26 protein-coding genes are annotated in these 24647 nt (G+C 44.5%); 15 read left to right on the forward strand and 11 right to left on the reverse strand.

Annotated features, from left to right (window positions below):
• Positions 1-211: 211 nt before the first annotated feature.
• The 4 genes from QZW82_RS00005 (at position 212) to glgP (ending at position 4924) form a co-directional block, all read left to right on the forward strand.
• Positions 212-436 carry a DUF433 domain-containing protein gene (locus tag QZW82_RS00005; RefSeq protein WP_293142508.1) on the forward strand — a complete coding sequence of 75 codons (225 nt, stop codon included), beginning with the start codon at positions 212-214 and terminating at the stop codon, positions 434-436.
• The gene (locus QZW82_RS00010; RefSeq protein WP_293142511.1) at positions 420-722 is read left to right on the forward strand and encodes a hypothetical protein; all 303 of its coding nucleotides are present in this window, start codon (positions 420-422) and stop codon (positions 720-722) included. Before QZW82_RS00005 ends, QZW82_RS00010 begins: the two co-directional genes overlap by 17 nt.
• A gap of 178 nt (positions 723-900) precedes the next feature.
• Complete coding sequence (locus QZW82_RS00015) at positions 901-2043, forward strand: transposase (protein ID WP_293142514.1); 1143 nt, start codon at positions 901-903, stop codon at positions 2041-2043.
• A 322-nt stretch (positions 2044-2365) separates the two neighbouring features.
• Positions 2366-4924: an alpha-glucan family phosphorylase gene (gene glgP / locus QZW82_RS00020; RefSeq protein WP_293143282.1), complete on the forward strand. Its 2559-nt coding sequence runs from the start codon at positions 2366-2368 to the stop codon at positions 4922-4924.
• Here glgP and QZW82_RS00025 read toward each other — a convergent pair.
• Together QZW82_RS00025 and QZW82_RS00030 are read right to left on the reverse strand one after the other, a co-directional pair.
• Positions 4921-5085, reverse strand: a complete 165-nt coding sequence (locus tag QZW82_RS00025) for a hypothetical protein (RefSeq protein WP_293142517.1) — start codon at positions 5083-5085, stop codon at positions 4921-4923. The genes glgP and QZW82_RS00025 overlap by 4 nt on opposite strands.
• A gap of 230 nt (positions 5086-5315) precedes the next feature.
• A complete protein-coding gene (locus QZW82_RS00030) occupies positions 5316-6068 on the reverse strand; it encodes a DUF429 domain-containing protein (RefSeq protein WP_293142520.1) in 753 nt (250 codons plus the stop codon).
• Positions 6069-6330: 262 nt separating this feature from the next.
• Between QZW82_RS00030 and QZW82_RS00035 the strand changes: the two genes are divergently transcribed.
• Positions 6331-6918, forward strand: coding sequence for a Uma2 family endonuclease (locus QZW82_RS00035; protein ID WP_293142523.1), 588 nt, complete (start codon positions 6331-6333; stop codon positions 6916-6918).
• Positions 6919-6994: 76 nt separating this feature from the next.
• Here the strand turns inward: QZW82_RS00035 and QZW82_RS00040 are convergent, their stop codons facing one another.
• Entirely contained in the window at positions 6995-7180 is a 186-nt protein-coding gene (locus tag QZW82_RS00040; protein ID WP_293142526.1) for a hypothetical protein, read from the reverse strand.
• A gap of 195 nt (positions 7181-7375) precedes the next feature.
• On the opposite strand from QZW82_RS00040, the gene QZW82_RS00045 reads away from it, so the two are divergent.
• The 3 genes from QZW82_RS00045 to QZW82_RS00055 are packed head-to-tail and all read left to right on the forward strand — an operon-like array spanning position 7376 to position 8652.
• The gene (locus tag QZW82_RS00045; protein ID WP_293142529.1) at positions 7376-7849 is read left to right on the forward strand and encodes a hypothetical protein; all 474 of its coding nucleotides are present in this window, start codon (positions 7376-7378) and stop codon (positions 7847-7849) included.
• Between the two features lie 60 nt (positions 7850-7909).
• Positions 7910-8326, forward strand: a complete 417-nt coding sequence (locus tag QZW82_RS00050; protein WP_293142532.1) for a XisH family protein — start codon at positions 7910-7912, stop codon at positions 8324-8326.
• The gene (locus QZW82_RS00055) at positions 8314-8652 is read left to right on the forward strand and encodes a XisI protein (RefSeq protein ID WP_293142535.1); all 339 of its coding nucleotides are present in this window, start codon (positions 8314-8316) and stop codon (positions 8650-8652) included. Before QZW82_RS00050 ends, QZW82_RS00055 begins: the two co-directional genes overlap by 13 nt.
• Positions 8653-8783: 131 nt before the next feature.
• Here QZW82_RS00055 and QZW82_RS00060 read toward each other — a convergent pair whose 3' ends face one another.
• Positions 8784-9707, reverse strand: a complete 924-nt coding sequence (locus tag QZW82_RS00060) for a hypothetical protein (RefSeq protein ID WP_293142538.1) — start codon at positions 9705-9707, stop codon at positions 8784-8786.
• A gap of 109 nt (positions 9708-9816) precedes the next feature.
• On the opposite strand from QZW82_RS00060, the gene QZW82_RS00065 reads away from it, so the two are divergent.
• The 6 genes from QZW82_RS00065 (at position 9817) to QZW82_RS00090 (ending at position 17686) form a co-directional block, all read left to right on the forward strand.
• Positions 9817-10365 carry a hypothetical protein gene (locus QZW82_RS00065; protein WP_293142541.1) on the forward strand — a complete coding sequence of 183 codons (549 nt, stop codon included), beginning with the start codon at positions 9817-9819 and terminating at the stop codon, positions 10363-10365.
• Between the two features lie 451 nt (positions 10366-10816).
• Entirely contained in the window at positions 10817-13417 is a 2601-nt protein-coding gene (locus tag QZW82_RS00070) for a CHAT domain-containing protein (protein WP_293142544.1), read from the forward strand.
• 611 nt (positions 13418-14028) lie between these two features.
• A complete protein-coding gene (locus QZW82_RS00075; RefSeq protein WP_293143285.1) occupies positions 14029-14229 on the forward strand; it encodes a zinc ribbon domain-containing protein in 201 nt (66 codons plus the stop codon).
• 130 nt (positions 14230-14359) lie between these two features.
• Positions 14360-16258 carry a molecular chaperone DnaK gene (dnaK, locus tag QZW82_RS00080; RefSeq protein WP_293142547.1) on the forward strand — a complete coding sequence of 633 codons (1899 nt, stop codon included), beginning with the start codon at positions 14360-14362 and terminating at the stop codon, positions 16256-16258.
• Positions 16259-16428: 170 nt separating this feature from the next.
• Positions 16429-16944: a DUF4112 domain-containing protein gene (locus QZW82_RS00085; protein ID WP_293142550.1), complete on the forward strand. Its 516-nt coding sequence runs from the start codon at positions 16429-16431 to the stop codon at positions 16942-16944.
• Between the two features lie 451 nt (positions 16945-17395).
• Positions 17396-17686, forward strand: a complete 291-nt coding sequence (locus QZW82_RS00090) for a hypothetical protein (RefSeq protein ID WP_293142553.1) — start codon at positions 17396-17398, stop codon at positions 17684-17686.
• A 237-nt stretch (positions 17687-17923) separates the two neighbouring features.
• Here the strand turns inward: QZW82_RS00090 and QZW82_RS00095 are convergent, their stop codons facing one another.
• The 7 genes from QZW82_RS00095 to QZW82_RS00125 all read right to left on the reverse strand — a co-directional run bounded on the left by QZW82_RS00095 (position 17924) and on the right by QZW82_RS00125 (position 22893).
• Positions 17924-18709, reverse strand: coding sequence for a hypothetical protein (locus QZW82_RS00095; protein ID WP_293142556.1), 786 nt, complete (start codon positions 18707-18709; stop codon positions 17924-17926).
• Positions 18710-18724: 15 nt separating this feature from the next.
• Positions 18725-19420, reverse strand: a complete 696-nt coding sequence (locus QZW82_RS00100) for a hypothetical protein (protein WP_293142559.1) — start codon at positions 19418-19420, stop codon at positions 18725-18727.
• Positions 19421-19602: 182 nt separating this feature from the next.
• The gene (locus tag QZW82_RS00105) at positions 19603-21402 is read right to left on the reverse strand and encodes a pentapeptide repeat-containing protein (RefSeq protein ID WP_293142562.1); all 1800 of its coding nucleotides are present in this window, start codon (positions 21400-21402) and stop codon (positions 19603-19605) included.
• Between the two features lie 145 nt (positions 21403-21547).
• Positions 21548-21835 carry a DUF433 domain-containing protein gene (locus QZW82_RS00110; protein WP_293142565.1) on the reverse strand — a complete coding sequence of 96 codons (288 nt, stop codon included), beginning with the start codon at positions 21833-21835 and terminating at the stop codon, positions 21548-21550.
• 9 nt (positions 21836-21844) lie between these two features.
• Entirely contained in the window at positions 21845-22042 is a 198-nt protein-coding gene (locus QZW82_RS00115) for a DUF433 domain-containing protein (protein ID WP_293142568.1), read from the reverse strand.
• Between the two features lie 93 nt (positions 22043-22135).
• On the reverse strand, positions 22136-22489 hold the full coding sequence (locus QZW82_RS00120) for a XisI protein (RefSeq protein WP_293142571.1): 354 nt from the start codon (positions 22487-22489) through the stop codon (positions 22136-22138).
• Positions 22477-22893 (reverse strand): XisH family protein, encoded by a 417-nt coding sequence (locus QZW82_RS00125; protein ID WP_293142574.1) that lies wholly within the window; start codon positions 22891-22893, stop codon positions 22477-22479. Before QZW82_RS00125 ends, QZW82_RS00120 begins: the two co-directional genes overlap by 13 nt.
• Before the next feature lie 310 nt (positions 22894-23203).
• Between QZW82_RS00125 and QZW82_RS00130 the strand changes: the two genes are divergently transcribed.
• Entirely contained in the window at positions 23204-24232 is a 1029-nt protein-coding gene (locus QZW82_RS00130; RefSeq protein WP_293142578.1) for a hypothetical protein, read from the forward strand.
• Positions 24233-24647: the final 415 nt, after the last annotated feature.

The raw sequence follows: 24647 nt of genomic DNA on the forward strand, positions 1-24647 counted from the left end.
GGCAATGGTAATTTTAGGTTTGAGTTTCATACAGGTAAACCCTAATTAAATAATTTGTAGTTACTCAACAATTATTCTCCAATATACCATATTCTGCTAATCTAAAGTTTAGATGCGTTCGCCCTGACCTTGAATGTGAGTGTAAAGAGCGACTGGAAGGAATTTAGATATAATCTTTGTAAAGATTGGTAGCCAGCCTGGTGAATTTGTTATGGCATTAACATCTCGTGTTGTTCATAGCGACTCCGATATTTTAGGAGGAACTCCTGTTTTTGTGGGAACGCGCGTTCCAGTGAAAACTATGCTTGATTATCTTGAAGCTGGTGATTCATTGGATGTGTTTTTAGATCATTTCCCTAGTGTCAGTCATGCACAGGCGATCGCAGCCCTTGAATTAGCAAAGGAAATGCTGAGTGCTTATGCGAATCCTGCTTGATGAATGTGCCCCAAGACCTCTAAAGCGCGAACTTGTTGACTGCGACATACGCACAGTCGTCGAGATGGGATGGTCAGGAAAAAAGAACGGTGAACTGCTGAGGCTCATGAGTCAAGAGGGCTTCACGATTTTGCTCACTACAGATCAAAATTTGCGCTATCAGCAAAATTTACAGCAAGCTGGAGTGGCAGTCGTCGTGCTTGTCGCATCCAGCAACAGGCTGCCTGATTTACCTTTAAACAGCAAGAAGGCTAACGTCTTACCGCGAAGCGGAAGCGTGAGATGAATTGCGCGTGAGTTGACGACAGTCCTTTGACCAATTTCTCCCGCAGGGAGAACAGGGAGAAGGGCAGCTCGGAAACGAACAAACGAACAATTGAATGTCTTGACTCACTACGATTTTTTATATTATCATGAACATTGAAACACGGTAATAGGTCGATGCCATGTACAGAGCAGTTAAGTTGAGAATCTATCCCAATGATGAGCAAGAATCCTATCTGGCTCAATGTTTTGGTAATACTAGATGGTTGTGGAACTATATGCTTAACGCCACAACTACAGCGTACAAAGAAACAGGGAAAGGTCTTTCTAAGATTGCAATGGATAAGTTGCTGCCAGGGTTAAAGAAAGAATACGAATGGCTAAAACTTGCATACAGCCAAGTATTGCAACGAGTAACATTCAATCTGTCTAGCTCGTTTGTCAATTTTTTTGAAGGACGCGCCAAATATCCCAACTTCAAGTCTAAGCATGGTAAGCAATCAATCCAATATCCCCAAAACGTAAAGTTAATGCCAGAGGATTGTGCAATCAAATTTCCTGGTAATTTTGGGATGGTAAAAACTGTGTTTCACAAAGAATTACCAAACGCTAAGTTCACGACTGTAACTATATCTAAAAAAGCGGATGGTAAATACTACGCTTCTATTCTGTTTAATCAAGACGATGAACCTGTATCTGCAATCAACGAGGCTATTGGTGTCGATCTTGGATTGAAAAATTTTGCTACAACTTCTGATGAGTCAAAATATGACCTACCCAAGAAGCGACTAGCAAAACTAGAGAAAAATAGAAAGCGTAAACAAAAGAAACTCTCTAGGAAGACAGACAAAAAATCTAACAAACGTCGTAAAGCCAAAGGTTTACTGGCAAGAGTCTCTAGCAAAATAGCTAGAGTTAGAGAAGATTTTATACACAAGCTATCTCGCAAAATAGCCTACGAAAACCAAGTAATTTGTGTAGAAGACTTGGCAGTTAAAAATATGGTGAGAAATCCTAACTTGGCAAAAGCTATTAGTGACCAAGGATGGGGAATGTTTCTCACTATGTTAAAATACAAAGCTGAGAGATTTGGGCATACGTACCAGGAAATAAATCGTTTCTTCCCATCTTCTCAGCTTTGCAGTGAAACTCTACTACCGATTCCAATGCTGCAAAATGGTTATGATTCATTGGGTGTTAGGTTTGTAGACTGTCCGCACTGTCTGCATCAGCACGATAGAGACATCAATGCTGCAATCAATATAAAAAATGAAGGTTTGCGACTTTTGGCGTTAGGAACTAGCGCTTCTGCCCAAGGAGGAGATGTAAGACCAAAGTCATGACTGACGTAAAAAATCCATGAAGCCTGAGGCAATCTCCAGTGAATTGGGAAGCTTACACTTACCCGTCAGGGAAGTGTAGGTAGTTCACTTCCCCTGATGCCAGATGCTCTTAACGTACTGAAGACCATTGCTCCGGGGCAAGTGATTGAAGTTAAAGGTTCCTGAAATTGATGTAGGCGACGCAGGACAATCGACTTTACGCTCGATCGATCTTGGCGATCGATCGCCCGATCGACTTAAAACTTAAAATAGTGTGCAGAATAACGGATTTGTGCCAAAAGACAGACGAAAATATCGCTACCCCAACATAAATGCTTTGTCTATGCAGCCAATTCGCACATTTAACGTTTCCCCGTCTCTGCCGGCAATTCTCGAACCCCTACGCAAACTTGCCTACAACTTGCACTGGGACTGGAACGTTGATACCAAAGACCTTTTCCGCCGGCTCGATCGAGATCTCTGGGATTCCAGCAATCAAAACCCGGTGCTGATGCTCGGAACCATTTCTCAAGAGCGACTGCAAGAAATGGCAGAAGATGAAGGCTTCATTGCTCAAATGAACCGAGCAGCCCAGCAGCTAGACGATTATCTCAAAAATCGGGCCTGGTACCGCAAACAGCGCGGCACCGATCGCCAGGAATGCTACGCTTACTTTTCGATGGAATTCGGCTTAGTTAAAGCCCTACCCATCTATTCCGGCGGTTTGGGCGTGCTCGCGGGCGACCACCTCAAATCTGCTAGCGACTTGGGCTTGCCCTTAGCTGGTGTCGGACTCCTCTACCAAGAAGGCTATTTCTCGCAGTATCTCAACGCCGACGGCTGGCAGCAAGAACGCTATCCGCTGAACGATTTCTACAATATGCCGCTGCACCTAGAACGCAATCCCGACGGTTCGGAATTGCGGATTGAGGTGGACTATCCGGGGCGCAAGGTATACGCCCGGATTTGGCGGGTACAGGTGGGCACGGTGCCCCTGTACCTAATGGATACAAATATTGAACCTAACAGCCGCTACGACCAAGATATTACCGACCAACTGTACGGCGGTGACAAAACTCTGCGGATGCACCAAGAAATCATGTTGGGCATCGGCGGGGTGAAAATGCTCAAGGCTTTGGGCTTGACAGTTACGGCTTATCACATGAATGAAGGCCACGCGGCTTTCATGGCTTTGGAACGCATACGGATGCTGATGGAGGAACATCACCTGAGTTTCATAGAAGCGGAACAGGTGGTGATTTCCAGCAGTATGTTTACGACTCACACGCCTGTGCCTGCTGGGTTTGACTTGTTCGAGCCGGATATGGTGATGCACTATCTGGGTCAGTATCCCAAGATGTTTGGCTTGTCGCAAGATGAGTTCCTGGGGTTGGGCCGGGAGGATACTAAAGATTTGTCTGGGCCTCTGAATATGGCAATTTTGGCAATTAAAATGTCGAGTTTTGTCAACGGGGTGGCGGCTTTGCACGGTGTCGTGTCGCGCCCGATGTTCCAAGGGTTATGGCCGGGTTTGCCTGAGGAAGAGGTGCCGATTACTTCGATTACGAACGGGGTTCACGCTCGCAGTTGTGTGGCGAAGTCTACTCAGGAGTTGTACGATCGCTATCTTGGCCCGGATTGGGAAATGACTCGCAAGGACGATCGACTGTGGGATCGGATGTCATCGATTCCTGATGAGGAATTGTGGCGGAATCACGAACGCTGTCGATCGGAGTTGGTAGTATTTGCGCGGGAGTGGCTGCAAAAGACTCTGCGCGAGCGCGGGGCGGCTCAAACCGAAATTGAACACGCGCGCGAGGCTCTCGATCCGAAGGTGCTGACGATCGGGTTTGCACGCCGTTTTGCTACTTACAAGCGGGCGACGCTGTTTTTGCGCGATGTCGATCGAATTATGCGGATCATGCGGGACAAAAACCGCCCCGTGCAGTTTGTGATTGCTGGGAAAGCTCACCCGATGGATATTCCGGGTAAGGAATTGATTCGGGATATCGTTCACTTTATCCGCGAGCACGAAACCATCAATTCGATGGTGTTTCTGCCGAATTACGACATTAACGTGGCTCGGATGATGGTGTCCGGTTGCGATGTGTGGCTGAATACGCCGCGCCGTCCCCGTGAGGCTTCTGGTACATCGGGGATGAAAGCTTCGATGAATGGTTTGCCAAACCTCAGCATTCTTGACGGTTGGTGGGATGAGGCGGATTATGTTCGTACCGGTTGGCCGATCGGACATGGCGAGTTTTACGAAGATACTAAGTATCAGGATGAAGTCGAGGCGAATGCTTTGTACGACTTGATGGAAAAGGAAGTTGTACCGCTGTTTTACAACCGGGATGCTGATGGTATTCCCCGCGGTTGGACGGCGAAAATGAAGGATTCTATTGCTTTGAACTGTCCTTTCTTCAATACTGCTCGGATGGTGAAGGATTACGCGCGGCGGGCTTATTTCCCCGTGAGCGATCGCTATCACACCATGACTTCCGACGGATGCGCTCCGGCGAAGGAGTTGTCTCAATGGAAGAAACACGTCCTCGGGAAGTGGCAGAACATTAAGATTGAGGCTGTTGATATTTCCCAGGATAAGGAAGTTAAGGTCAATCAGTCGATCGCTGTTAAATCTCGCATCAATCTGATGGGATTGACACCTGCGGATGTGCAAGTTGAACTGTATCAAGGTTCGGTTGATGCTAACGGAGATATTGTCGGCGGCGTGCCGATGGTAATGGAGTATTTGGGTGAAGATCCTAATAATGCCAGTCTTTATACGGCTGACATTACTTATACTTCTAGCGGTTTGCAAGGTTTGTCGCTGCGGGTTTTGCCGAAGCACGACAATCTCAGCAGTCCCTATGAAGTTGGTGTGATTCTCTGGGCACATTAAACAGTTGACAGTTGACAGTTGACAGTTGACAGTTCGGGCGGCGCCCCCGTGCCCGCCCTCTTAGTTGAGTGTTGACTGTTGACTGTTGGCAGGAGAATAAAGGAAGATTTTTCTAATTCTTCCCCTCTCCCCCGGGAGCATCTGTGTTTTGCAAAAATCATTTTTTATTAGACCTCTTGCATAAGTCTTCGATTGATACATAAACCGCAGATGTCAGACAGATAAACACAGATAAACGCAGATGATTTTAGGGTGTCTTCCGATTTTTGCAAGAGGTCTATTGTAGTGCGAGCGTCCCCGCTCGCGTGTGTGTAAATCACGCGAGCGGGGACAGCACTGTAAATGCAAAACACAGATGCTCCCTCTCCCCCTCTCCCTTTCTCCATTTTTATCAAAGTTGCGGAATGACTATGTAGCCTGTGGTGCGATCGCCCAAAACCAAATTGCGATCGATTCCCCAGTACCACCAGTGAGCGCCGATATAAGCGCACAGCAAGGCATCTAGCTGGTCTTCTAAGGCTTTGAGAGTTGCAACACTGGTGGGGATTTCGGGGAGCTTGGAACCACCGCTCACAGGCAAGATTCCTGTGCTACAAGACAGATTTAGAGAAGGTTCAAGGCTCGGTAAAATATCGATAATATACTGGCAGAGTTTCATCAATTCTAATTGACGCTCTGCCAGTTTTCCTTTTTTGTATTTGATGATTCTATCTAATTTAAATAAGTTGATTGTGGCTGGATGGGGAAAGACTTCTATTTGATATCTGCCTAGTTTCTTAGCTTCAATAGTTGGTGAGTGGACAAATCCTCTGGCTTCCAAACAAAGGCCGAATTCGACGGTTTTTTGGGCGAAGGGCCTCGAAAGGTTGGCGGGATAGCAGCCTGCGTGGTAGCGCCCGAAATGTTTGTGGGTGAGTTTGTCAGCCTCGCGCATTCCCGTTGGATTGGTGATGATTGTGGGGGCGTCTACGGCGATGATGGCTGGTTCGGTTGACCCGATTTGGCGATCGATCCAGGTGAGGATGTCGTTAAGTGATTGTTGGCGATCGCACTCGATGAATTGTAATTGGTTATTTTCCCAATTTAAGCAGCACAAACCGCTGGCGCCTGAACTCCAACCTAAATCGATGCCGATAAATTTCATAATATTTTTAAATTAGTCCTGGACGCGCGCTGAGATTAGAAACCCGGTTTCCTCGTATATTTTTCGTTCCTGTCCGCAAAATCTCATAGAAACCGGGTTTCTGACCCCCATCTGTCAGCCGTGATAATTATACATAAAAATCTAGCTGCGGATTAGGATACAGCGGTGCCGTTTCCCTACAGATGCTTGTGTGCGAGAGATAATTGCACTATCAAAAATATGATACAATGATAGATATAAAATTGGATAGGAGAAATATAGTATGTTGGCAGAAACAGAAAAACGCTACTATACTCCCGAAGAATATTTAGCTTTAGACGAAGCTGCGGAATACAAAAGCGAATATCTAGATGGAGAGATATTACCGATGACTGGTGGAACAGCTAATCACAATAAAATTGCTGGGAATTTATACAAAAGATTTCCCTTGACTGTAAGCGGGCAAAATTACGAGATTTTTATCAATGATATGCGGTTGTGGATACCGCGTTATCGTCTGTACACTTATCCAGATGTGATGGTGATTCAGGGTGAACCGGTTTACCATGGAAACAACACCACGACTGTGACAAATCCGTTGCTAATTGTTGAGGTTTTGTCGAAATCTACTAAAGATTATGACAGAGGGGAGAAGTTTCTTTATTATCGATCGATTCCTGAACTTCGGGAATATATTTTAATTGACCAATACAAATATCATGTTGAACAATTGACTAAGACGGCTAATGATAAATGGCTCTTTACTGAGTATGAGTCAGAAGATTCTGTATTAGCAATGGACTCGGTTGAGTTCCAAATTAGCTTGACGGATATTTACGATCGCATAAATTTTGAAGTCGCAGCAGAATAGACTTGTTGCACAATCGTTTGGCAGCAAGGACTTCAGCCATCAGTCTGCTGAATTCGGGCGATCGCACGAACCGCACTCAACTCTTCTCCTGTTTCTCATCCGATGGCGGGGGCTGTTGTTTCATTTCCTTTTGATATTCTCTAGCAGCTTGTTCTAAAACGAAGGCTGCTAAGCTGCTGATTGAACGGCGTTCCCGATCTGCCCACTCTTCCAGGATGTCATAGATTCCATCGGCTAAATAGGTCGCTAAGCGTTTGGTCATAAGATATTCACTATTTTTTAGTTTAAGCTGATCGCAATTGTGCTGTATCTAGACCATTTTGTCGAATATGGCTCATTTAAAGCATTTATATATGCTATATCCATGCTATATTCTGAACAAGTCAAAAGCCAGCGCGATCCCTAGGAAAGTTCTTCGCTGGCTGATGGCCCCCAAATAAGCAAGGAGACAATCTCTATGGTAAGGCCTGGAAGCGACGAGAGCGAATATAGTCGCGGCTATCAACAAGCTTTGAATGATTTTGGCGTGACGCAACTGCTGTCACGCATCCGCAACTACTCGGATGACGATTTTGATGCCACTGGCGCGCGCATGACTGGGCCAGAGCTCGAAAGCTTTGCGGTGTTTCTGATTCTGCGTGTCGGCGCGAATCTGAAGGGAAGTGCGATCGCCCGCTATCTCAACACTCTCAGAAAAGCCAATTCTCCGGTAATTGCCGATCGCGCCTACCAACTCAACTCAAATGCGCGATCGAAAACATCGGAAGAGTCAGATCGCATTTCTTGGGCGATCGTCCGAATTTTACCGAATGCTCAGCATTATACGATCGCCCGTTTTGTCAACCGCCAAGATGCGGACGATCGGCGGAGGGCGTTGTGTCGGTTTATTCCGGGGGGTGTGTTTGAAGTTGTGATGTGCGATCGGGCTTAATCAATAAATACCAATAAAGAGCGATCGGCTATCATAATACCTAGATACTGTAAAAAAACGATGCCTGCCAAAGACCGATTTCATGATGCTGTTAAACAAGCTCTTTTGAAGGAGCAGTGGGTAATTACAGCAGATCCGCTGATTCTCAAGATAGATAAGGTGAAGTTTGAAATCGACTTAGCAGCAGAAAAAGTCTTTGCCGCTGAAAAGGCTGGACAAAAGATTGCTGTTGAAATCAAAAGTTTTTTGAATACCTCAGCGGTGACAGACTTTCATTCGGCGTTGGGACAGTTTTTGAACTACCGCTTAGGATTGCAAATGAATGAACCAGATAGAACTCTGTATCTGGCAATTCCTCTCGATATATTTGAATCCTTTTTTCAAGAAAGATTCACTCAGGAAGCCGTCAGACAGTATCAAGTGAAGTTAATCGTCTACGAACCAGTGCAGGAGGTAATCATTGAATGGAAAGAATAGAGCAGTACCGCCAATTTATCCGCCAGTTGCTAACCACTCATGCCACAGTCGATCCCAATTCAGATTTGGATGTTGAATGTCAGTTGGTGTTCGATACAGAACAAGATCATTACCAAATTTTAGACGTTGGCTGGGAGGGATACAAGCGGATTTATAACTGTTTCATTCACTTAGATATCAAGGATGGTAAAATCTGGATTCAACGCAATATGACAGAAGCCGATTTAGGACAAGAATTAGTTGAGATGGGAGTACCCAAAGAGGATATTATTTTAGGGTTGCATCCACCTTACAAGCGTCCATATACTGGCTATGGAGTTGCTTAGTAAATGTGTAAGGTTCCCCAGAAAAACCTGTTGAAATCGAAACAATCAATGTGTGACGCAACCTAAAAGTTGATTTAACTGTCTAACGATTAGCATCGAGACAATTTTGGCATCCCATCACCCCCCCGACTTTATTTAGAAGGTTTAGAATATCCAGGACTTAAAATTAACAATTGATCGCCGGATTGACTTTGTTGAATCGCCATCACTAGCGGACGAACTTGAGGGTCTTTTTGCTTTGCTGTTGTTAAAGCAGGAAACAGATAAATCCAGTTTCCTCTCTCCAAAAGCAACCGCCAAACTCTAGGTTTTTCGGGATTATTTCTATCAGTATCTTCCTTCCTTAACAAATCATCAAATGAACTTTTATCGCCAATAAATCTATACTTTTCTAGAGTGAGTTTGTCATCAAAGATATTATTGAGTTTCCTGCCTAAAGCAATATTCTCTTGCTTGGCGACTAAAGTAACTACAGGTAAAGTCGAAGCTTCGCCCGCATCGCGTCCGGCATCGGCAATACCTTTGTCGCGAGCAAACCCAAACAAAACCACCAATACCAAACTGACAATAATAATTTCGTCAACGAGCGATCGCAATAATTTTATTGAGTTTAATCGATTCAGATTAAATTGTTCCCAAGACTTTAAAATCCGGTAAATCGACTTGAATCTTCTGCCGTAAAGATAGGACAGCCACCATGTAATTGTTCGATTAATTTTAGTGGCAACTGTCTTCTGGATACTGTTAACTAGCCACAAAATCATATAAATTGCTAGGATTGTTAACAGAAGAGCGATCGCACTTTTAACAATGGTCGATCCATCAGCAAAAAATACCTGAAGTGGCACGATAAAAAATGATTGTACTGGTAAATCGAGGGTCATTAGATTGATCTGGAAGTAGGAAAAATAAGACCAGCGATAAATCCAGCCCGTAAAAAACAAAGCGATACTAAATAACCCAACAACACTAGCAAATTTGCTTAAAATGTTGGATTCGGGAGTAGGTTGAGGAGAATTAGCCACGGAATCACCTTGAAAAATGTGAACTACCATTATATAATACTAACGGGTTTGGGGTTTATCCTTCAAGGGGTTTAGAGGAAATATGAAGCGGAAAATACTTTCATTTCTAGTTGTAGCACTTATTATAGTAACGGCGGGTATGGCAGCACAAGTTAATGCGGCTAGTCAAGGTATCCAGAAACACAATTTGCAATTGGTACAAGCACAGGCTAATACTAGCAAGCCCATATCCATAGAGTTGCCGACAGATGCAAAAATTTTAATGAATAAGAGCAAAGAAGAACTAAGCGGTCAAGTTGTGAAGATTGATGATAAGTCCCAGGAATTATCCATCCAGCGAGGAAAGGAAAAGATATCGCGTCCCTTCAGTCAAATTAATAAAGTGGTGTTTTCTGACGATCCCAAAGATCGTAAAAGTAGTCAAAATATGCCTCTGAAGGGCGACGTTACTTCAATGAAAGGTCGTCCAGAGACTTGGCCCGATATTCCCATGAACGCTTTTCGCTTGGTAAATCCGAATAATGGTCAAGCAGAGGTAAACTTAGGGTCTGTTGTTCCTCCCGATCAGCTAAAAAGTATTCACTCAGTTCTGAAGGGAGATGGGGAAACTAAACGAAAATTTGTCGTAAATGAAATGCAATTTAACGTGCCAAAAAAGACGATGACAATTACAGCGACTCCCTATTAAGTCCGTCGCGTCGTCAGAAACCGGGCTTTTTACAAGAATGTTTCGTTGTTACCCGCAGATTTGATAGACTTTGGCTTCGCTCAGTGCTTTGGTCAGAGTCTGTAAATTCTGTAGAATTAAAATCCCAACTCTCTTTAACGTACTTTCGGAACCAACTAAGATGTTAGTCATTTAAATTTATTGCCTCAATCCCTTGCAATATAGGGTCTAGCCCACAAATAGTGCAGTTTGAATGTCGAACAGCTTAGACCAATTCTGAATGCAAACAATCTGGTCTTCGTAACGAATAATGTGTCAGACTTTGCCGATCATCTCGACTTACAAATAGAAAACTGGTATGTCTCAATATCTCTTGCTCATCGCAGAAGCAATGGTGGAAGGGATATCCATATTAAGTAAAGATTCTGCATTTGATGCCTATCCTATTAATCAAATTTGGTGAATTATGAAAATGATGAAACGACTTAGCCCTAGTGTTTTGGTTTTGGGTGTCTGTCTAACTCCTCTGACTGTGTCAATGATGGTTCAACCTAGTTCGGTGCAAAGTCAAGATTCACAATATGCAAAATTAAAGTCACTTAGACACAAAGCAACAGAAGAGACACAAAAACAACCCGAACAAGCGCTAGCAACATGGGAGGAAGTTCAAGCCATTGCGCGACAAATTCCAGATATAGACAATCAAGCCGTAGCACTCAATGGCATTGGTGAAGCCTACAACAGGCTCTCCAAGATGACAGAAGCATTGGAATCTTTTAAAAAAGCTTTATCAATTCTGCCACCAGAAGGGGATAGTGCGGCGAAAGCTGGTACTTTGAAGAATATTGGTATGCTGTACAACAGCATTTCTCAGCAGACAGAAGCATTAAAATACTTAGATCGGGCTTTACAAATGACAAAAAATATAGAGAATAAAGATTTACTAATAACAGAAAGAGTGAACAATCGCGAGGAGCAAGCTCGTATTTTGATTGTTATCGGTCAAGTACACAATAGCATTTACCAACAGGAAAAAGCATTAAAAAATTTTCATGATGCTTCACTAATTATGGAAGAAACAAAAAATCTTGCTGGGAAAGCTGTTACGTTGAATGATATGGGTGTAGCATACAAAATCATGTCCAAAGGAAAAGAAGAAAAAAAGTTTGCAAAAATAACATCACTAGACAAAGCATTAAAAAGTTTTGAAAAAGCTTTAGAAATCAGAGGAGAAGGAGATAATAGCCCAGAGAAAGCGACTATCTTATCTAATATTGGTGAAGTTTATAATAACAAAAACCAACCACTAAAAGCATTAGAATTTTTGGAAAAAGCTTTAACAATTACGGAGGCATTTCCCTATCGCGCCGGGAAAGCTGTTACTTTGAATCAGATGGGTATAGCGCACAAAATCATGTCCCAGCCACAAAAAGCATTAGAATATTTGGAACGATCTTTAGCAATTACGAATGAAATTGGCTATCGTGCCGGGGCAGCAGATACTTTTAGTAATATTGCTGAAGTACGCCGAGATATGAAACAACCGGATAAAGCGATCGACAATTGGGAGAAATCTGTCAAAATTACTTTAGAAATTCGGAGAGACTTACGGCGAGAAAATAGACGAAAGTTTCTAGAAGCTGAAAGCGGGCCAGCGATCGCCCTTACCTCCCTTCTCATCGACCAAAACGACCAAAACCAAGACTATCGCGCTTTCCAATGGATCAACATCGCCACCACAGCCGATCTCGCCGACTACACCCGTTTAATTGGCGCCAAAGTTAAAGATCACGAAGCACAAAAAGCCATTGACGAGTTGGATGAAAAAAATAAAGAACTCCAATACCTTCGCAGCCAACTTCAAGGCAATTTGTCAGAAAATCTCTCAAAAGATATCCCCGAAAAAATACGGAAAGTAGAAGCAGAATTTAACAAGGAAGCTGAACACAGTCGTGCCCTATTCCCAGAAGTCGCCGAACTATTTGAAACCACACCCAAAGACATCGACCAACTGAAAGCAAGTATCGCACGAGATACCGTTGTCATTCAACCCGTCTTGCTGGAAAATGTCAGAGGTGTCCCCAATACGATCGCCTTATTTGTCTTAACAAAAGACTATTTAACGGTTCAAAAAGTTCCGATTCAACCCAAACAATTCGACAAACTACTCACCGAACACCGCGAAGAAATATCAAACTTTTTATCCGCCGCAAATAAGTACCAAGAAACTGGCGGCAAACTATACGACTTCCTAATTCGCCCTGTAGAAGAAAAAATACAGGCATTGTCTCCCAAACAATTGAGCATTATCGCCACAGGAAAATTGCGTTATATCCCATTTGAAACGCTGTATGACACAAAAAAAAATCAATTCCTGATCCAGAAATATCCCATCAACTATCTCACCCGTATTTCCAAAATGACAATACCAGATTCAACTTTACGAGGCCCAGTCTTAGCATTAGGAAATCCCGTCACTCGTGCCCCCTACAATTTACCAAATTCAAAACGGGAAGTTGAGAGAATCACCCAAATTATTCCCAATAGTCTACCCCGTACCGGCAATGCAGCAACCCTCAAAGAATTCAAAGATCAAGCACGCCACTTTCCCTTTTTGCACCTAGCAACTCACGGCTGTTTTCAACCGAAAGGCTGCTGCTTGCTTAAATCTCCCAATTGTAAGCAACCCGACAGAGTTGATTTAAAGCCGAATACTATCCTGTTTGCGAATAATGAAGAATTTAATATTGGCGATGCCGCCTTATTGAGATTGGAAAACACGAGACTCCTGACATTAAGCGCGTGTCAAACGGCAATAAAAACTAACTATAACGATGAAGAAATATCGGGAGTTGCCTATGTATTTGAGCGTGCGGGTGCACGAGCTGTGATTGCGAGTCTGTGGAATGTTGCGGATTCATCTACTAAAGTTTTGATGGTTCAATTTTATCAGAATATCAATAAAGGGATGAGTAAAAATGAAGCTTTGCAACAAGCTAAGTTGAGTCTAATAAAGGATAATTTCCATCCGTTTTTTTGGTCGCCGTTTATTTTAATTGGCGATCCGCGGTAGTTGCAATTCAGCGGTGGTTGAAATTCGGTTGAAACCGGGCGGTTGAATACCCGGCGGTTGGAAACCGCGTCTACACAAACAAAACCCGCCTTCGCGGGTTGAAGAGTAGACAGTTAAAATTAGTAGACAGTTAAAATTACACAATCTTCAGTCCGCGGAGGCGGACATCGTTTGTGTAGATGCGGTTTCAACCGCCGTCTGCATCTATAAAATCTTCTGTGTAGATGCGGTTTCAACCGCCGTCTGCATCTATAAAATTTTCTATTTGGCATCCAAAAGATGCGATCGCACAACCAATCGCCCAAACCGGCCCAACTAAATTTATACACCCAAGACGGCAAATACAACACAACGTATACGGTTTGCCACAATGCCCGAATCGATCGCACGCCCTACATTAGGAAGAGTAAAGAAAAGCAGTCCAAAGCTGTAGCAGTAAAAGCCTCACCGATGCAACCGTCCCCCAACAGGTTCGGTAAATACACCTTCATCGCAAGGTCTAACCGCCCGCAGTATAGAGATAAGCACCCTATCGAAGACTGTTGATGCAAAGTAAATGATTTTCTAGAAACTTCTTGAATAATCAGGTAAAAGCTGGTAGTGTCGATCGAGTGTTGAAGCATCAAGCTGCTAAATATAGCAGTTTTGTAGTAGACATAACGAAAGAATACACATCAAAAACCTGTTCAAAGTGTGGACAGAGAATTAAATGGCGCTTTCAATATTTCGTTGAAAGCTTTGAGAGATACCTCCTTGACGGGAGAGCTTGCTGCTTTCACCCGTCTTGCCATACACGGCTAATTCTGGCTTAGTCCTGGATTTACCGGGTTAAATGTATCTGACTACCCGTAAACCGCGAAGTAGAATCGCAGTTCTGAATAACCAGACTATCACACAGATAGAAAACCAAAATTTTGTAGAGATTGGAGCCGGAACACCCCTATGGGAAAAGTAGTTGGAATTGACTTAGGTACGACAAACTCCTGCGTCGCAGTTATGGAAGGCGGCAAACCCACCGTCATAGCCAACGCCGAAGGGGGTCGCACCACACCTTCCGTAGTAGCATATGCTAAAAATGGCGATCAACTCGTCGGACAAATCGCCAAGCGTCAAGCCGTGATGAACGCCGAAAACACCTTTTACTCAGTAAAACGGTTTATCGGGCGTCGGGTTGACGAAGTAACTCACGAAACTACCGAAGTTTCCTACAAAGTCCTGAAAGTTGGCAACAGCCTGAAACTAGACTGTCCCGCTCGCGGCAAGCAATTTGCTCCCGAAGAAATTTCCGCGCAAGTGTTGCGTAAACTCGTAGAAGATGCCAGCAAATACCTCGGCGAAACTGTTACCCAAGCGGTAATTACAGTGCCCGCTTACTTCAACGATTCCCAGCGCCAAGCTACTAAAGACGCGGGAAAAATTGCCGGTATTGAAGTTCTGCGGATTATTAACGAACCTACAGCAGCAGCTTTAGCCTACGGATTAGATAAAAAGAGCAACGAAACCATCCTCGTATTTGACTTGGGTGGCGGTACTTTCGACGTATCGATTCTCGAAGTCGGCGACGGTGTATTTGAAGTGCTAGCAACTTCTGGAGACACTCACCTCGGCGGTGACGACTTCGACAAAAAGATTGTTGATTTCATCGCCGGAGAATTCCAAAGAGCCGAAGGAATTGACCTCCGCAAAGATAAACAAGCACTGCAACGCCTGACGGAAGCAGCCGAAAAAGCCAAGATTGAACTGTCGAGCGTTACTCAAGCAGAAATCAACTTGCCGTTTATTACCGCGACTCAAGACGGGCCAAAACACTTGGACACCACCTTGACTCGGGGCAAGTTTGAAGAGCTTTGTTCTGATTTGATCGATCGCTCTCGCATTCCCGTAGAAAACGCAATCCGCGACGCCAAACTCGACAAATCTGCAATTAATGAAGTTGTCTTAGTTGGTGGTTCTACGCGCATTCCAGCCGTGCAAGAACTCGTCAAAAAAATCCTCGGCAAAGACCCCAACCAAACGGTAAACCCGGATGAAGTGGTCGCAGTCGGTGCAGCAATTCAAGCAGGCGTGCTCGCAGGCGAAGTCAAAGACATCCTGTTGCTCGACGTTACCCCGCTGTCTCTCGGCGTCGAAACCTTGGGCGGCGTGATGACCAAAATCATTCCCCGCAACACCACAATTCCTACTAAGAAGTCGGAAACTTTCTCGACTGCTGTAGACGGCCAAACAAACGTGGAAATTCACGTTTTGCAAGGCGAACGGGAAATGGCAAACGACAACAAAGATTTGGGAACCTTCCGCTTAGATGGAGTTCCTCCAGCCCCCCGCGGCGTACCTCAAATTGAAGTTACTTTCGATATCGATGCTAACGGTATTTTGAATGTAGCTGCTAAGGATAAAGGTACTGGCAAGGAACAATCTATCAGCATTACCGGTGCTTCTACTTTGCCCAGCAATGAAGTCGATCGGATGGTTCGGGAAGCCGAATCGAATGCTTCTGCTGACAAAGAACGTCGCGAAAGGATCGATCGCAAAAACCAAGCCGATTCTCAAGCCTACCAAATCGAGAAGCAGTTGGCAGAATTGGGCGATAAAGTTCCTGCTGATGACAAAACCAAGATTGAAGGCTTGCTAAAAGACTTGCGGGCTGCGATCGAGAGTGAAGATGACGATCGCATCAAAACCCTAACAACAGAGTTGCAGCAAGCATTCTACGCAGTCAGCAGCAACCTGTACCAACAAGCAGGCGGCCCCACTGACGGCCCCGGCGGCCCTGGAGACGGCGGCCCGACTGGCGGCGGCGACGACGTGATTGACGCCGACTTCACAGAAGGCAACAAATAGCAGGCTAAACTAACAGCCAGCAGCTAGAAGCAAGAAACCCGGTTTTGAATAGAGACCGGGTTTCTCTGTATGATAAAAGTTAACACCTTCATGATTCGGCGATTGAAATCGCTTCTACAAAAACGAAGTCCGCCTCCGCGGACTAAGAAATAAAGTCAGGAGTAATCTAAATGTCTCGTCCTCCTATACAAAATTCCCCCGCAAATACTTCGAGCAAATCTCAGGCTGCATCCTTGCGCCGACTCCGCCGCATCAGCCATTTACTCGACAACGCAATTCCAATTCCCGGCACAAAATACCGCATCGGACTCGATCCAATCTTGGGACTAATCCCGGGCGGCGGCGATTTAGTCGGCTCAATTTTTGCAGGTTATGTTGTGTTTAAATCTGCTCAAATGGGAGTGCCACAAGAGACCTTAGTCAAGATGGCCGCTAACATCGTATTTGATACAGTTGCAGGCACTGTACCAGTTGCCGGAGACTTGTTGGATGTTGCTTGGAAGGCTAATGTCAAGAATATAGAATTACTGGATGCTCATTTAGGTAGCCCCGAACCTGCTGGCAAAAAAGCTGACTGGTTATTTGTCGCTGCTTTGCTGTTAGGTTTGACGTTAATTGTCGGAGGCATTATTTTCTTAAGCGTTATGCTTTTCGGGTGGTTATTCCGAGTATTTACGGGGGGTTGATGTTGGATTTTAGGGTAAAAATTAGAGATTTGCGATCGCCAGCAACAACTTACTGACTCCCTTCCTTCCTAATTCTTCCTACCCTTCGGGAACGGCTTCGCCGAACGCGCCCTTCGCGTCTTCGCGGTTCAATAAGATCCTGCGTCTCAATCAAAAATCCAAAATCTAAAATTTAAAATTTGGTTGACGGCGGCCCCCATCTGCGGCTACCCTGTGAAGTAAGAGGTTGCGAAAGCTTGTAGAAGAGGCAACCCGCGTCGCCCAAAAATCTAGTTGCACTGCCCAAAGCTGTAGCAAGCAGCAATGGACAGCATAACCGCCAAACTGGTACAAGCAGTCTGGAGGCTCGGAGTATCTTAACATTCTCTGTGGCCGCCCTGCTGTGTGTTGAAATGCGGGGCGGCTGGATTTTTGGGTTTTTCTAGAAAACCCAAAGTCAGGAGAACATAATATGTCACAGGAATTCGTGCCCGACGAAAACGAATCTGTTAGCGAAGCCCTCGAAGAGGATTGTCAAAATTCGGATCCAACAGCCATATCCGAACAGGATATTGTGGTGGTAACGGTTGTGGGTTCGCCCCAGGGTGTCAGGGAAACGATTCTCACTTTGTACCGATTGGGATTTGCCGAAGTTGGCGATTGGAGTCCCGTACAGCGCGCGGCAAATCCTGGCCAGGTGATGAGTGTACTGATTCGTCGGAAGCGGGCTGACGGTACACAGCCGAGAAAATCTGGGCGGTAAGTTGCAAGGTTAAGTCCTTTTTAGGGCTTACGCATCGGGCCTAGAAACCGGGTTTTTTCGAGAAGACGCGTTGTGATTCGCAGATTTGGCAAAAAACCCGGTTTCTTTAGTCCCAGCGCGCCCGAGTCTTCAGAAACCGGGTTTTTTCGAGAATACGCGTTAAAGCACGCAGATTTGGGAAAAAACCCGGTTTCTTTGGTCGAAGTGTGTAACTTATGTCTGAATTTATGAATAATTTTAGGGTAAAAGTAAGAGACTGGCGATCGCGGGCAACAATTTACTGCAAGCTTCCACCAACGTCGCCGCACTCGGTAAACTAGCAATAGTCCCTTTGAGAATCTTCATTGCCGTTTTCCCCGCCTTTTGCATTGTGCTTTCTTGGGGATTTTGCCCTACTTCTGCCAAAGTTTTTACCTGTTCCAAGGCTTCAGCTTTATCATCATCAGATAAATTAGTGTCAGCTTCGATCGCGCTTTGTAACTCAGTCAACAATTCTTTGATTTCCGGTTGGTCGCTTTGAAGAGAGGCTGGTAGCTGGCCGATCGCGTTGGTAACTGTACCGCTGATCTCGCCTATGTTCAATGTTGATCCAGTAACATTTCCCCCAACATTGATATTTTTGCTGCTACTGTCAGTCATAGATTTACTTTCTGATGTGGTGTTCACTTCTATATTATTATAGATTACTCTTTCTGCGGAAGCCATACTAAGTTTTCTTAAATATGCGATTTGTTCGCGATAGTCTTGAATTTTACTGTCTTTAACAGCGATTGCTTGGCGACAGTCTTGAATTTTACTGTTTTTAGCATCGATTGCTTGGCGACAGTCTTGAATTTCCTTGTCTTTAGCAGCGACTGCTTGGAGATAGTCTTGAATTTCCTTGTCTTTAGCAGCGATTTCTTGGAGATAGTCTTGAATTTCCTTGTCTTTAGCAGCGATTTCTAATTTGTGTTTTTGCCTTAATTCTCTAATTTTTGCTTCACACTTTTGTTTCAGCCGAGCCAGTGCTTCCTCATTTGACATAAACTAAAAAGAAATTTATTCTGGCTTGTTGTCTTGGCTGGAATTAATCACGATCGGATTTTTAGCCAACTTGACAGTCAGTTCTCTCAAAAAAGCTATTTCCTCACGATACGTCTCTATTTGAGCATCTTTTGCTTTGAGTTCGGCTTGATATCTTTCTTCGACTGCTTTTATTGAAAGTTGGTAGTATTTCAACAATTGATCTATCACTAATTGAAACAGCCCAGGTGAGTTAGGTAACTGATTAAGATTAGTGGTAAGTTTGCTGCTGATTTCATCTAACTGCAAGGATGCGGACTCATCAAAAGTTTCAATCGCAGGCAACAATTTACTGCAAGCTTCTACCAAAGTCGCCGCACTAGGTAAACTAGCAATAATGCCTTTCAGAATTTTCATTGCGGTTTTCCCCGCCTTTTGCATTGTGCTTTTTTGGGGATTTTTCCCTACTTCAGCCAAAGTTTTTACCTGTTCCAATGCTTCAGCTTTATCATCATCAGATAAATCAGTTTCAGCCTCGATCGCGCTTTGTAACTCAGTCAACAATTCTTTGATTCCCGGCTTGTCACTTTGAAGAGAGGCTGGTAGCTGGTTAATCGTGTTGGTAAGTATACCGCTGATCTCGTCTATGTTCAATGTTGACCAAATAGTATGCCCAGCGAACCCAGCAATAAAGTCTCCCCCAACCTGAATATTTTTGCTGCTGTCACTCATAGCTTTACTCTCTTATGTAGATTTCACTTTTATATTATTATAGATTACTCTTTCTACGAAAGCCATATTAAGTTTTCTTAAATATGCGATTTGTTCGCGACTGTCTTGGAATTTATTATTTTTAACAGCGATTTCTAATTTATGTCTTTGCCTAAATTATCTAATTGTTGAGTAGACTCTAGCTATTCGTTATTCGTGTTGGTAACTGTACCTTCTATATTACCTATATTCAACGTTGACCCGATCGCATCTCTAGCCACATTGAGGTTACTGCTTTTATTTCCCGTGGAGTTACTCTCTGCTGTAGCTTTAACTTCTATGGTAACAGGTTTAGCAGCCTGTTGTATAGCGAGTCCTTCAAGAAAAGTTATACGCTTGTCTGTCTCTTCTAATCTTACCGCCATGAGTTCATAACGTTGTGTAAAATTTCTATGAATATGCTCCTTATTAGCATCTGGTGGTACGCTAACTTTGACAACAATGACTCCATCGCCTTTATCTTCCATACCCTTAATATTAAGTTTCATGCCTTCATTTTCCACTTGCAATTGGTTGAATACAGTACCAAACGCTTTCCAGTCAATGCCGTTGCGAAAAATTAGATCGATGGTATTCAAAACCTTCTCAAACAGTTTGGTAAATTGTCCTGGTGCAAATTCGCCACTGCTGGGGCAGCGTTCGCGATCGTCAGTCCCCGGTTTGGGATTTTCCAAGCGATAAACAAACCGACAATCAACGCGATCGAGCTTTGTATTAGCGTCAATGTTCCAAGCTTCCAAACAAGCACCTGTAAAATAAGCTGCTGTAAAATCTGTTGCCAAAGCTTGAGTTTCAGTGAGGTTTGCCCATTCCAAATTAGCTTGATGCAAAGTTGCTTCGCTGATGTTAGCCTGCTTGAGATTAGCCTCATTGAGATTAACGCCTGTCAAGTTTGCTCCTTGGAGATTCGCACCAACATAGGATTTTTTGTAGCCATTGCTAGTGATGAGTAATTCTCGGATGCGGGTATCAGCTAATATCGAATTACCGACTCGCGCGCGATCGAGTTTTTCTGTATTGCGGAAGCAAGTGCGAGTGAGATTGGCTGTTCTAAAATCTGTACTTTTGAGGGTTGCTTCAGTGAAATTGGCATCAGTTAAATCGGCATTGCGAAAGCTAGTGCCACCCGTAGCGGCAAAGACAATGGCAACGGTGCGAATCAAGGCCTGTTTCTCATCCCCCGCCAGCGCACGCCAAGCAACGTAAATACCTAGTGCTACCACTGCCACTGCGACTGCGACTGCGACTGCCCCTGCGACTGGCACTGTCACCGCCGCTGCCCCTACGACTGCCACTGCGACTGCCATTGCGACTGCCACTGCCACTGCCACTGCTCCGGCTACTGCCCCAGCCACTGCCCCGGCCACTGCTACTGCCACCACTGCCATTGCCGCTGTCACTGCCGCTGCCCCGGCCCCGGCCACTGCCCCTGTCACTACTGCTGCCCCTGTCCCTGTCCCTGTGGCTGCCACTGCCACTGCCGCTGCCCCTGCGGCTGTCGCTGGCACTGCTGCTGCCGCTGCCCCTAGACCTTGGCGGATAGTAGCTATAAATAAGATTGCCAAAACTATCAACACAACTACACTGGGAAAAATGGTGTATTGTTTGATGTTATCTGAGGTGAAAAAAAATGCTACCCAAAAACTAGCAAGGATTAATATCAATCCTGATATTGCCGATAGAAATAGCGAGATAGTTACTAGAAAAATTGTCCAGCGACGTTGGAGCCCTGCTTTGGCACGGGTGAAGTCAGCTTCTTTGAGGATGGCATTGGTGAAGTTTGCGCCTCGGATGTCTGCACCGATGAATTTTGCACCTGTGAGGTTTTGACCTTTGAAGTTGCGGCCTCGGAGATTTTTACCGGAGAAGTCTTGGGGCATGACTTTACGCAGGGAGATAGTGGCTATTTTTTCATTGCGATGCTGTGGCGATGACCCTGACAAAATTTTATTTTAACAACGAATCTGGCAGATCAAACAGGACTTACGCACTCCGACAAAGAAACCGGGTTTTTCTGAATCTGCGGGCTGCAACGTGTCTTTTCGTAAAAAACCCGGTTTCTGAGCCCCAATGTAAATTTTATTAAAGCTAGCCTGCCCTATGTTCGGCTTGCAATCGCTGATATTCAGCTAATTCCGCTGCTAAATCTGCCTCTATTTCATTGCGATTAGCATGATAGTAAGATAAGGCTGCATAGACTTGCGCCAAGTTTAAATACGGAATCTCTTCGAGTATTTCTTCTACACTCAGTCCTTGTTGATTCCAAACGGCAATTTGAGCGATAGAAATTCTGGTTCCCGCAATTCGGGGCCGCCCTCCACAGGTTTCAGGCGTACTGACAACCAGCGTGCCAATGTGGATCGCAGTTGTTGACATACTTACCTCTTAAGCAAAACTCAAACAAGCTAAAATATCCTGTTGCGTGAGATAGGGAAAATCATCCAGAATTTCTTGATAAGTCATCCCAGATGCCAGATATTCCAACACGTCATAAACCGTAATTCTCATGCCACGAATACAGGGTTTGCCACCACGCTTCCCCGGTTCGATCGTCACGATCTTAGCGATGTCTTGTTCTGACATGACATTTTCCCTTTAGCTACTGTGTTCAATTCTAGCATCAGAAGATAGCGATCGCCCCGCAGATTCTCCTCTCGGACGATCGCACTTATGGCATCAACCAACCGCAAACTCCGTAAATTTCCGTTTATAAGGAGCGTGAAACCCTAAAACAATATCGCTTTTAGGAATTCCTGCTGCCACTAAATCATCAACTATACACAAATCCGTCCAATCTTCTTCAACCCAAATTTTGCCATCTTTAATACGAAGATACATCGTAATGTGGCAGATCCGTTTTTTTCCCTCCCAACCAGAGCGAAACCACAGATATTGATCTCGTTCTTCGTCAAATGCAAGGCGGCTGTCTGTCTCTAATTCATCTAGCGCCATCAGTCCCTTGACGCCGAGTTCATAATATTCAGTCAATATTTTTTCGATCGTACTCCGATAGTATTTTAGTTGATCCATTGCAGGATTTCCTCCTTTTCCATTTCAACTACCATTAACAAAAGCTTATTTTCCTTAGTAATTAATTGTATCGATTTGCGTTGAAAAAAGTTTTTATAGACAACATCGTCAATTGCTAAATACAGCTTGTATTCTGGCTCTGTGAGTTGAATCAGATTTCTGTAGACCATATATTGACCGAGTGCGCCGTGGAAATCATACATTAGCGATCGCCCAACAAAGCTCTTAATTTCAACAACTATCTTTTGTCCCTGACGTTGTGCTGCGATCGGCTTTTCTGCTGCTAAATCCGCATATAACTCGGCATCCTCATATTTAATAAAGTATGGATCGGCCGTAATTGTCCAACCGTCTTTCAGTAAGGCATTTTTAACTTGGTTGTGGTAGATATCTTTAGCAGGCATACATTAATCTGAGTTTTCAGCTACCTAAATTATAGTCATCTTGACGAGCATACTCCCATCCGTTAAATGCCGCCTGCGTCGTTACCGAGATCCCATGCGTTAAATCCCGTACATTGCGAGTAAGGCCGAACTTGCTTCTGCTATATCTTTTCGCCGATCGCCCCCCGCCATGCAATAATGATATGACTTGCACAAACACTCTATCAGTAGTGTCACCCTTGCCCGCATTACTACTACGGGTAGCGTCTCAAATCTTAATTTGTGCAAATTCCCAATTAAACCGGCTGTCGCTCTACACAATTTTCCCCTAATGGCTGAAGTCCCCCAATCTCCCACAGAACTTGCCGAAGCCCTCAGAGGCTTGACAGATATCAATTTCCAATTACCAGATCCCGAAGACGAACAAATACCAGACTTCGATTTTGACAATCAGGTTGACAATGCCTGGAAAGTGTGCGATCGTTTCGACTTACAAACCGACATCTGGCGCGGACAAATTCTCCGCACAGTCAGAGATAGAGAAAAAAAAGGCGGCGACGGACGCGGTACCGGCTTCTTGAATTGGCTAAAAGAAAGAGAAATCAGCAAAAGTCAAGCCTATTCATTGATAGAATTAGCTAAAAGTGCCGATACTCTAATCGAACAAGGAGATTTAGACCCAGAATCCATTAGGAACTTCAGCAAAAGAGCCTTTGTAGAAACGGCTAAAGCATCTCCAGAAGTACAGCAAATGGTAACAGATGCGGCAGGAAAGGGCGATCGCATTACCCGCCGCGAAGTCAAACAACTATCCGATGAATGGATGGCAATGAACTCCGATTTATTGCCAGAAGAAGTCAAAGAAAAAGCATCTAGCGGTTCTCTTCCTTCCCGCTATCTGGCTCCTTTAGTCAAGGAAATGGAGAAACTCTCCCCATCTCACCAAAGCGAAATTCAAAAAGAAGTAGCAGAAAATCCCGACGTAGATACTGTCAAACAGCTAACTTCCGACGCCAAGAATTTATCGAAATATCTCGATGCGGCCGCCCAAGTCCAAGCTCTCAACCAGTCTCACCTAGACATGGAAATGGCTTTGGAAGAATCTTTGCGAGTCGGCTGTTTGGGAACCACCGCCGATGTTGTCAAACAAGCTGCCTTGCTAGAACAAACTGTAGTCAAACTCTACACTGTTTGGAAGCGTTTAGGAAGTTTGGCAGATAGATTGTACGTGGATACAGGAGCAAGCACACCAAATTTACGCTTACTTTTGGGATGCTTGGACAGTCTTTCGGGAGAAAAGATTGAAGTGGATTTCGGCGATGGAGAACGCTCGATTCGCTTGCAAATTATCAGCGAATAGCTCAACCTTGACCTGGGTTCGTAGTGAGGACTTTAGTCCTCTCCAAATGCGGACTAAAGTCCTCACTACGAACCAAATCTGATTCGCTTGCAAATTATCAGCGAATAGCTCAACCTTGACCTGGGTTCCTAGTGAGGACTTTAGTCCTCTCCAAATGCGGACTAAAGTCCTCACTACGAACCAAATCTGATTCGCTTGCAAATTATTAGCGAATAGCTCAACCTTGACCTGGGTTCCTAGTGAGGACTTTAGTCCTCTCCAAATGCGGACTAAAGTCCTCACTACGAACCAAATCTGATTCGCTTGCAAATTATTAGCGAATAGCTCAACCTTGACCTGGGTTCCTAGTGAGGACTTTAGTCCTCTCCAAATGCGGACTAAAGTCCTCACTACGAACCAAATCTGCGTCAATCCC

The organism is Microcoleus sp. bin48.metabat.b7b8b9.023 (genome assembly GCF_013299185.1).
In the GTDB taxonomy this organism is placed as follows: domain Bacteria; phylum Cyanobacteriota; class Cyanobacteriia; order Cyanobacteriales; family Microcoleaceae; genus Microcoleus.

Excerpts from the sequence above, each read along its gene's own strand:
- QZW82_RS00005 (WP_293142508.1), top strand. The coding sequence starts at position 212 with ATGGCATTAACATCTCGTGTTGTTCATAGCGACTCCGATATTTTAGGA.
- QZW82_RS00010 (WP_293142511.1), top strand. The coding sequence starts at position 420 with ATGCGAATCCTGCTTGATGAATGTGCCCCAAGACCTCTAAAGCGCGAA.
- glgP (WP_293143282.1), top strand. The coding sequence starts at position 2,366 with ATGCAGCCAATTCGCACATTTAACGTTTCCCCGTCTCTGCCGGCAATT.
- QZW82_RS00025 (WP_293142517.1), bottom strand. The coding sequence starts at position 5,085 with ATGATTTTTGCAAAACACAGATGCTCCCGGGGGAGAGGGGAAGAATTA.
- QZW82_RS00030 (WP_293142520.1), bottom strand. The coding sequence starts at position 6,068 with ATGAAATTTATCGGCATCGATTTAGGTTGGAGTTCAGGCGCCAGCGGT.
- QZW82_RS00035 (WP_293142523.1), top strand. The coding sequence starts at position 6,331 with ATGTTGGCAGAAACAGAAAAACGCTACTATACTCCCGAAGAATATTTA.
- QZW82_RS00040 (WP_293142526.1), bottom strand. The coding sequence starts at position 7,180 with ATGACCAAACGCTTAGCGACCTATTTAGCCGATGGAATCTATGACATC.
- QZW82_RS00045 (WP_293142529.1), top strand. The coding sequence starts at position 7,376 with ATGGTAAGGCCTGGAAGCGACGAGAGCGAATATAGTCGCGGCTATCAA.
- QZW82_RS00050 (WP_293142532.1), top strand. The coding sequence starts at position 7,910 with ATGCCTGCCAAAGACCGATTTCATGATGCTGTTAAACAAGCTCTTTTG.
- QZW82_RS00055 (WP_293142535.1), top strand. The coding sequence starts at position 8,314 with ATGGAAAGAATAGAGCAGTACCGCCAATTTATCCGCCAGTTGCTAACC.
- QZW82_RS00060 (WP_293142538.1), bottom strand. The coding sequence starts at position 9,707 with ATGGTAGTTCACATTTTTCAAGGTGATTCCGTGGCTAATTCTCCTCAA.
- QZW82_RS00065 (WP_293142541.1), top strand. The coding sequence starts at position 9,817 with ATGGCAGCACAAGTTAATGCGGCTAGTCAAGGTATCCAGAAACACAAT.
- QZW82_RS00070 (WP_293142544.1), top strand. The coding sequence starts at position 10,817 with ATGATGAAACGACTTAGCCCTAGTGTTTTGGTTTTGGGTGTCTGTCTA.
- dnaK (WP_293142547.1), top strand. The coding sequence starts at position 14,360 with ATGGGAAAAGTAGTTGGAATTGACTTAGGTACGACAAACTCCTGCGTC.
- QZW82_RS00085 (WP_293142550.1), top strand. The coding sequence starts at position 16,429 with ATGTCTCGTCCTCCTATACAAAATTCCCCCGCAAATACTTCGAGCAAA.
- QZW82_RS00090 (WP_293142553.1), top strand. The coding sequence starts at position 17,396 with ATGTCACAGGAATTCGTGCCCGACGAAAACGAATCTGTTAGCGAAGCC.
- QZW82_RS00095 (WP_293142556.1), bottom strand. The coding sequence starts at position 18,709 with ATGTCAAATGAGGAAGCACTGGCTCGGCTGAAACAAAAGTGTGAAGCA.
- QZW82_RS00100 (WP_293142559.1), bottom strand. The coding sequence starts at position 19,420 with ATGAGTGACAGCAGCAAAAATATTCAGGTTGGGGGAGACTTTATTGCT.
- QZW82_RS00110 (WP_293142565.1), bottom strand. The coding sequence starts at position 21,835 with ATGTCAACAACTGCGATCCACATTGGCACGCTGGTTGTCAGTACGCCT.
- QZW82_RS00115 (WP_293142568.1), bottom strand. The coding sequence starts at position 22,042 with ATGTCAGAACAAGACATCGCTAAGATCGTGACGATCGAACCGGGGAAG.
- QZW82_RS00120 (WP_293142571.1), bottom strand. The coding sequence starts at position 22,489 with ATGGATCAACTAAAATACTATCGGAGTACGATCGAAAAAATATTGACT.
- QZW82_RS00125 (WP_293142574.1), bottom strand. The coding sequence starts at position 22,893 with ATGCCTGCTAAAGATATCTACCACAACCAAGTTAAAAATGCCTTACTG.
- QZW82_RS00130 (WP_293142578.1), top strand. The coding sequence starts at position 23,204 with ATGGCTGAAGTCCCCCAATCTCCCACAGAACTTGCCGAAGCCCTCAGA.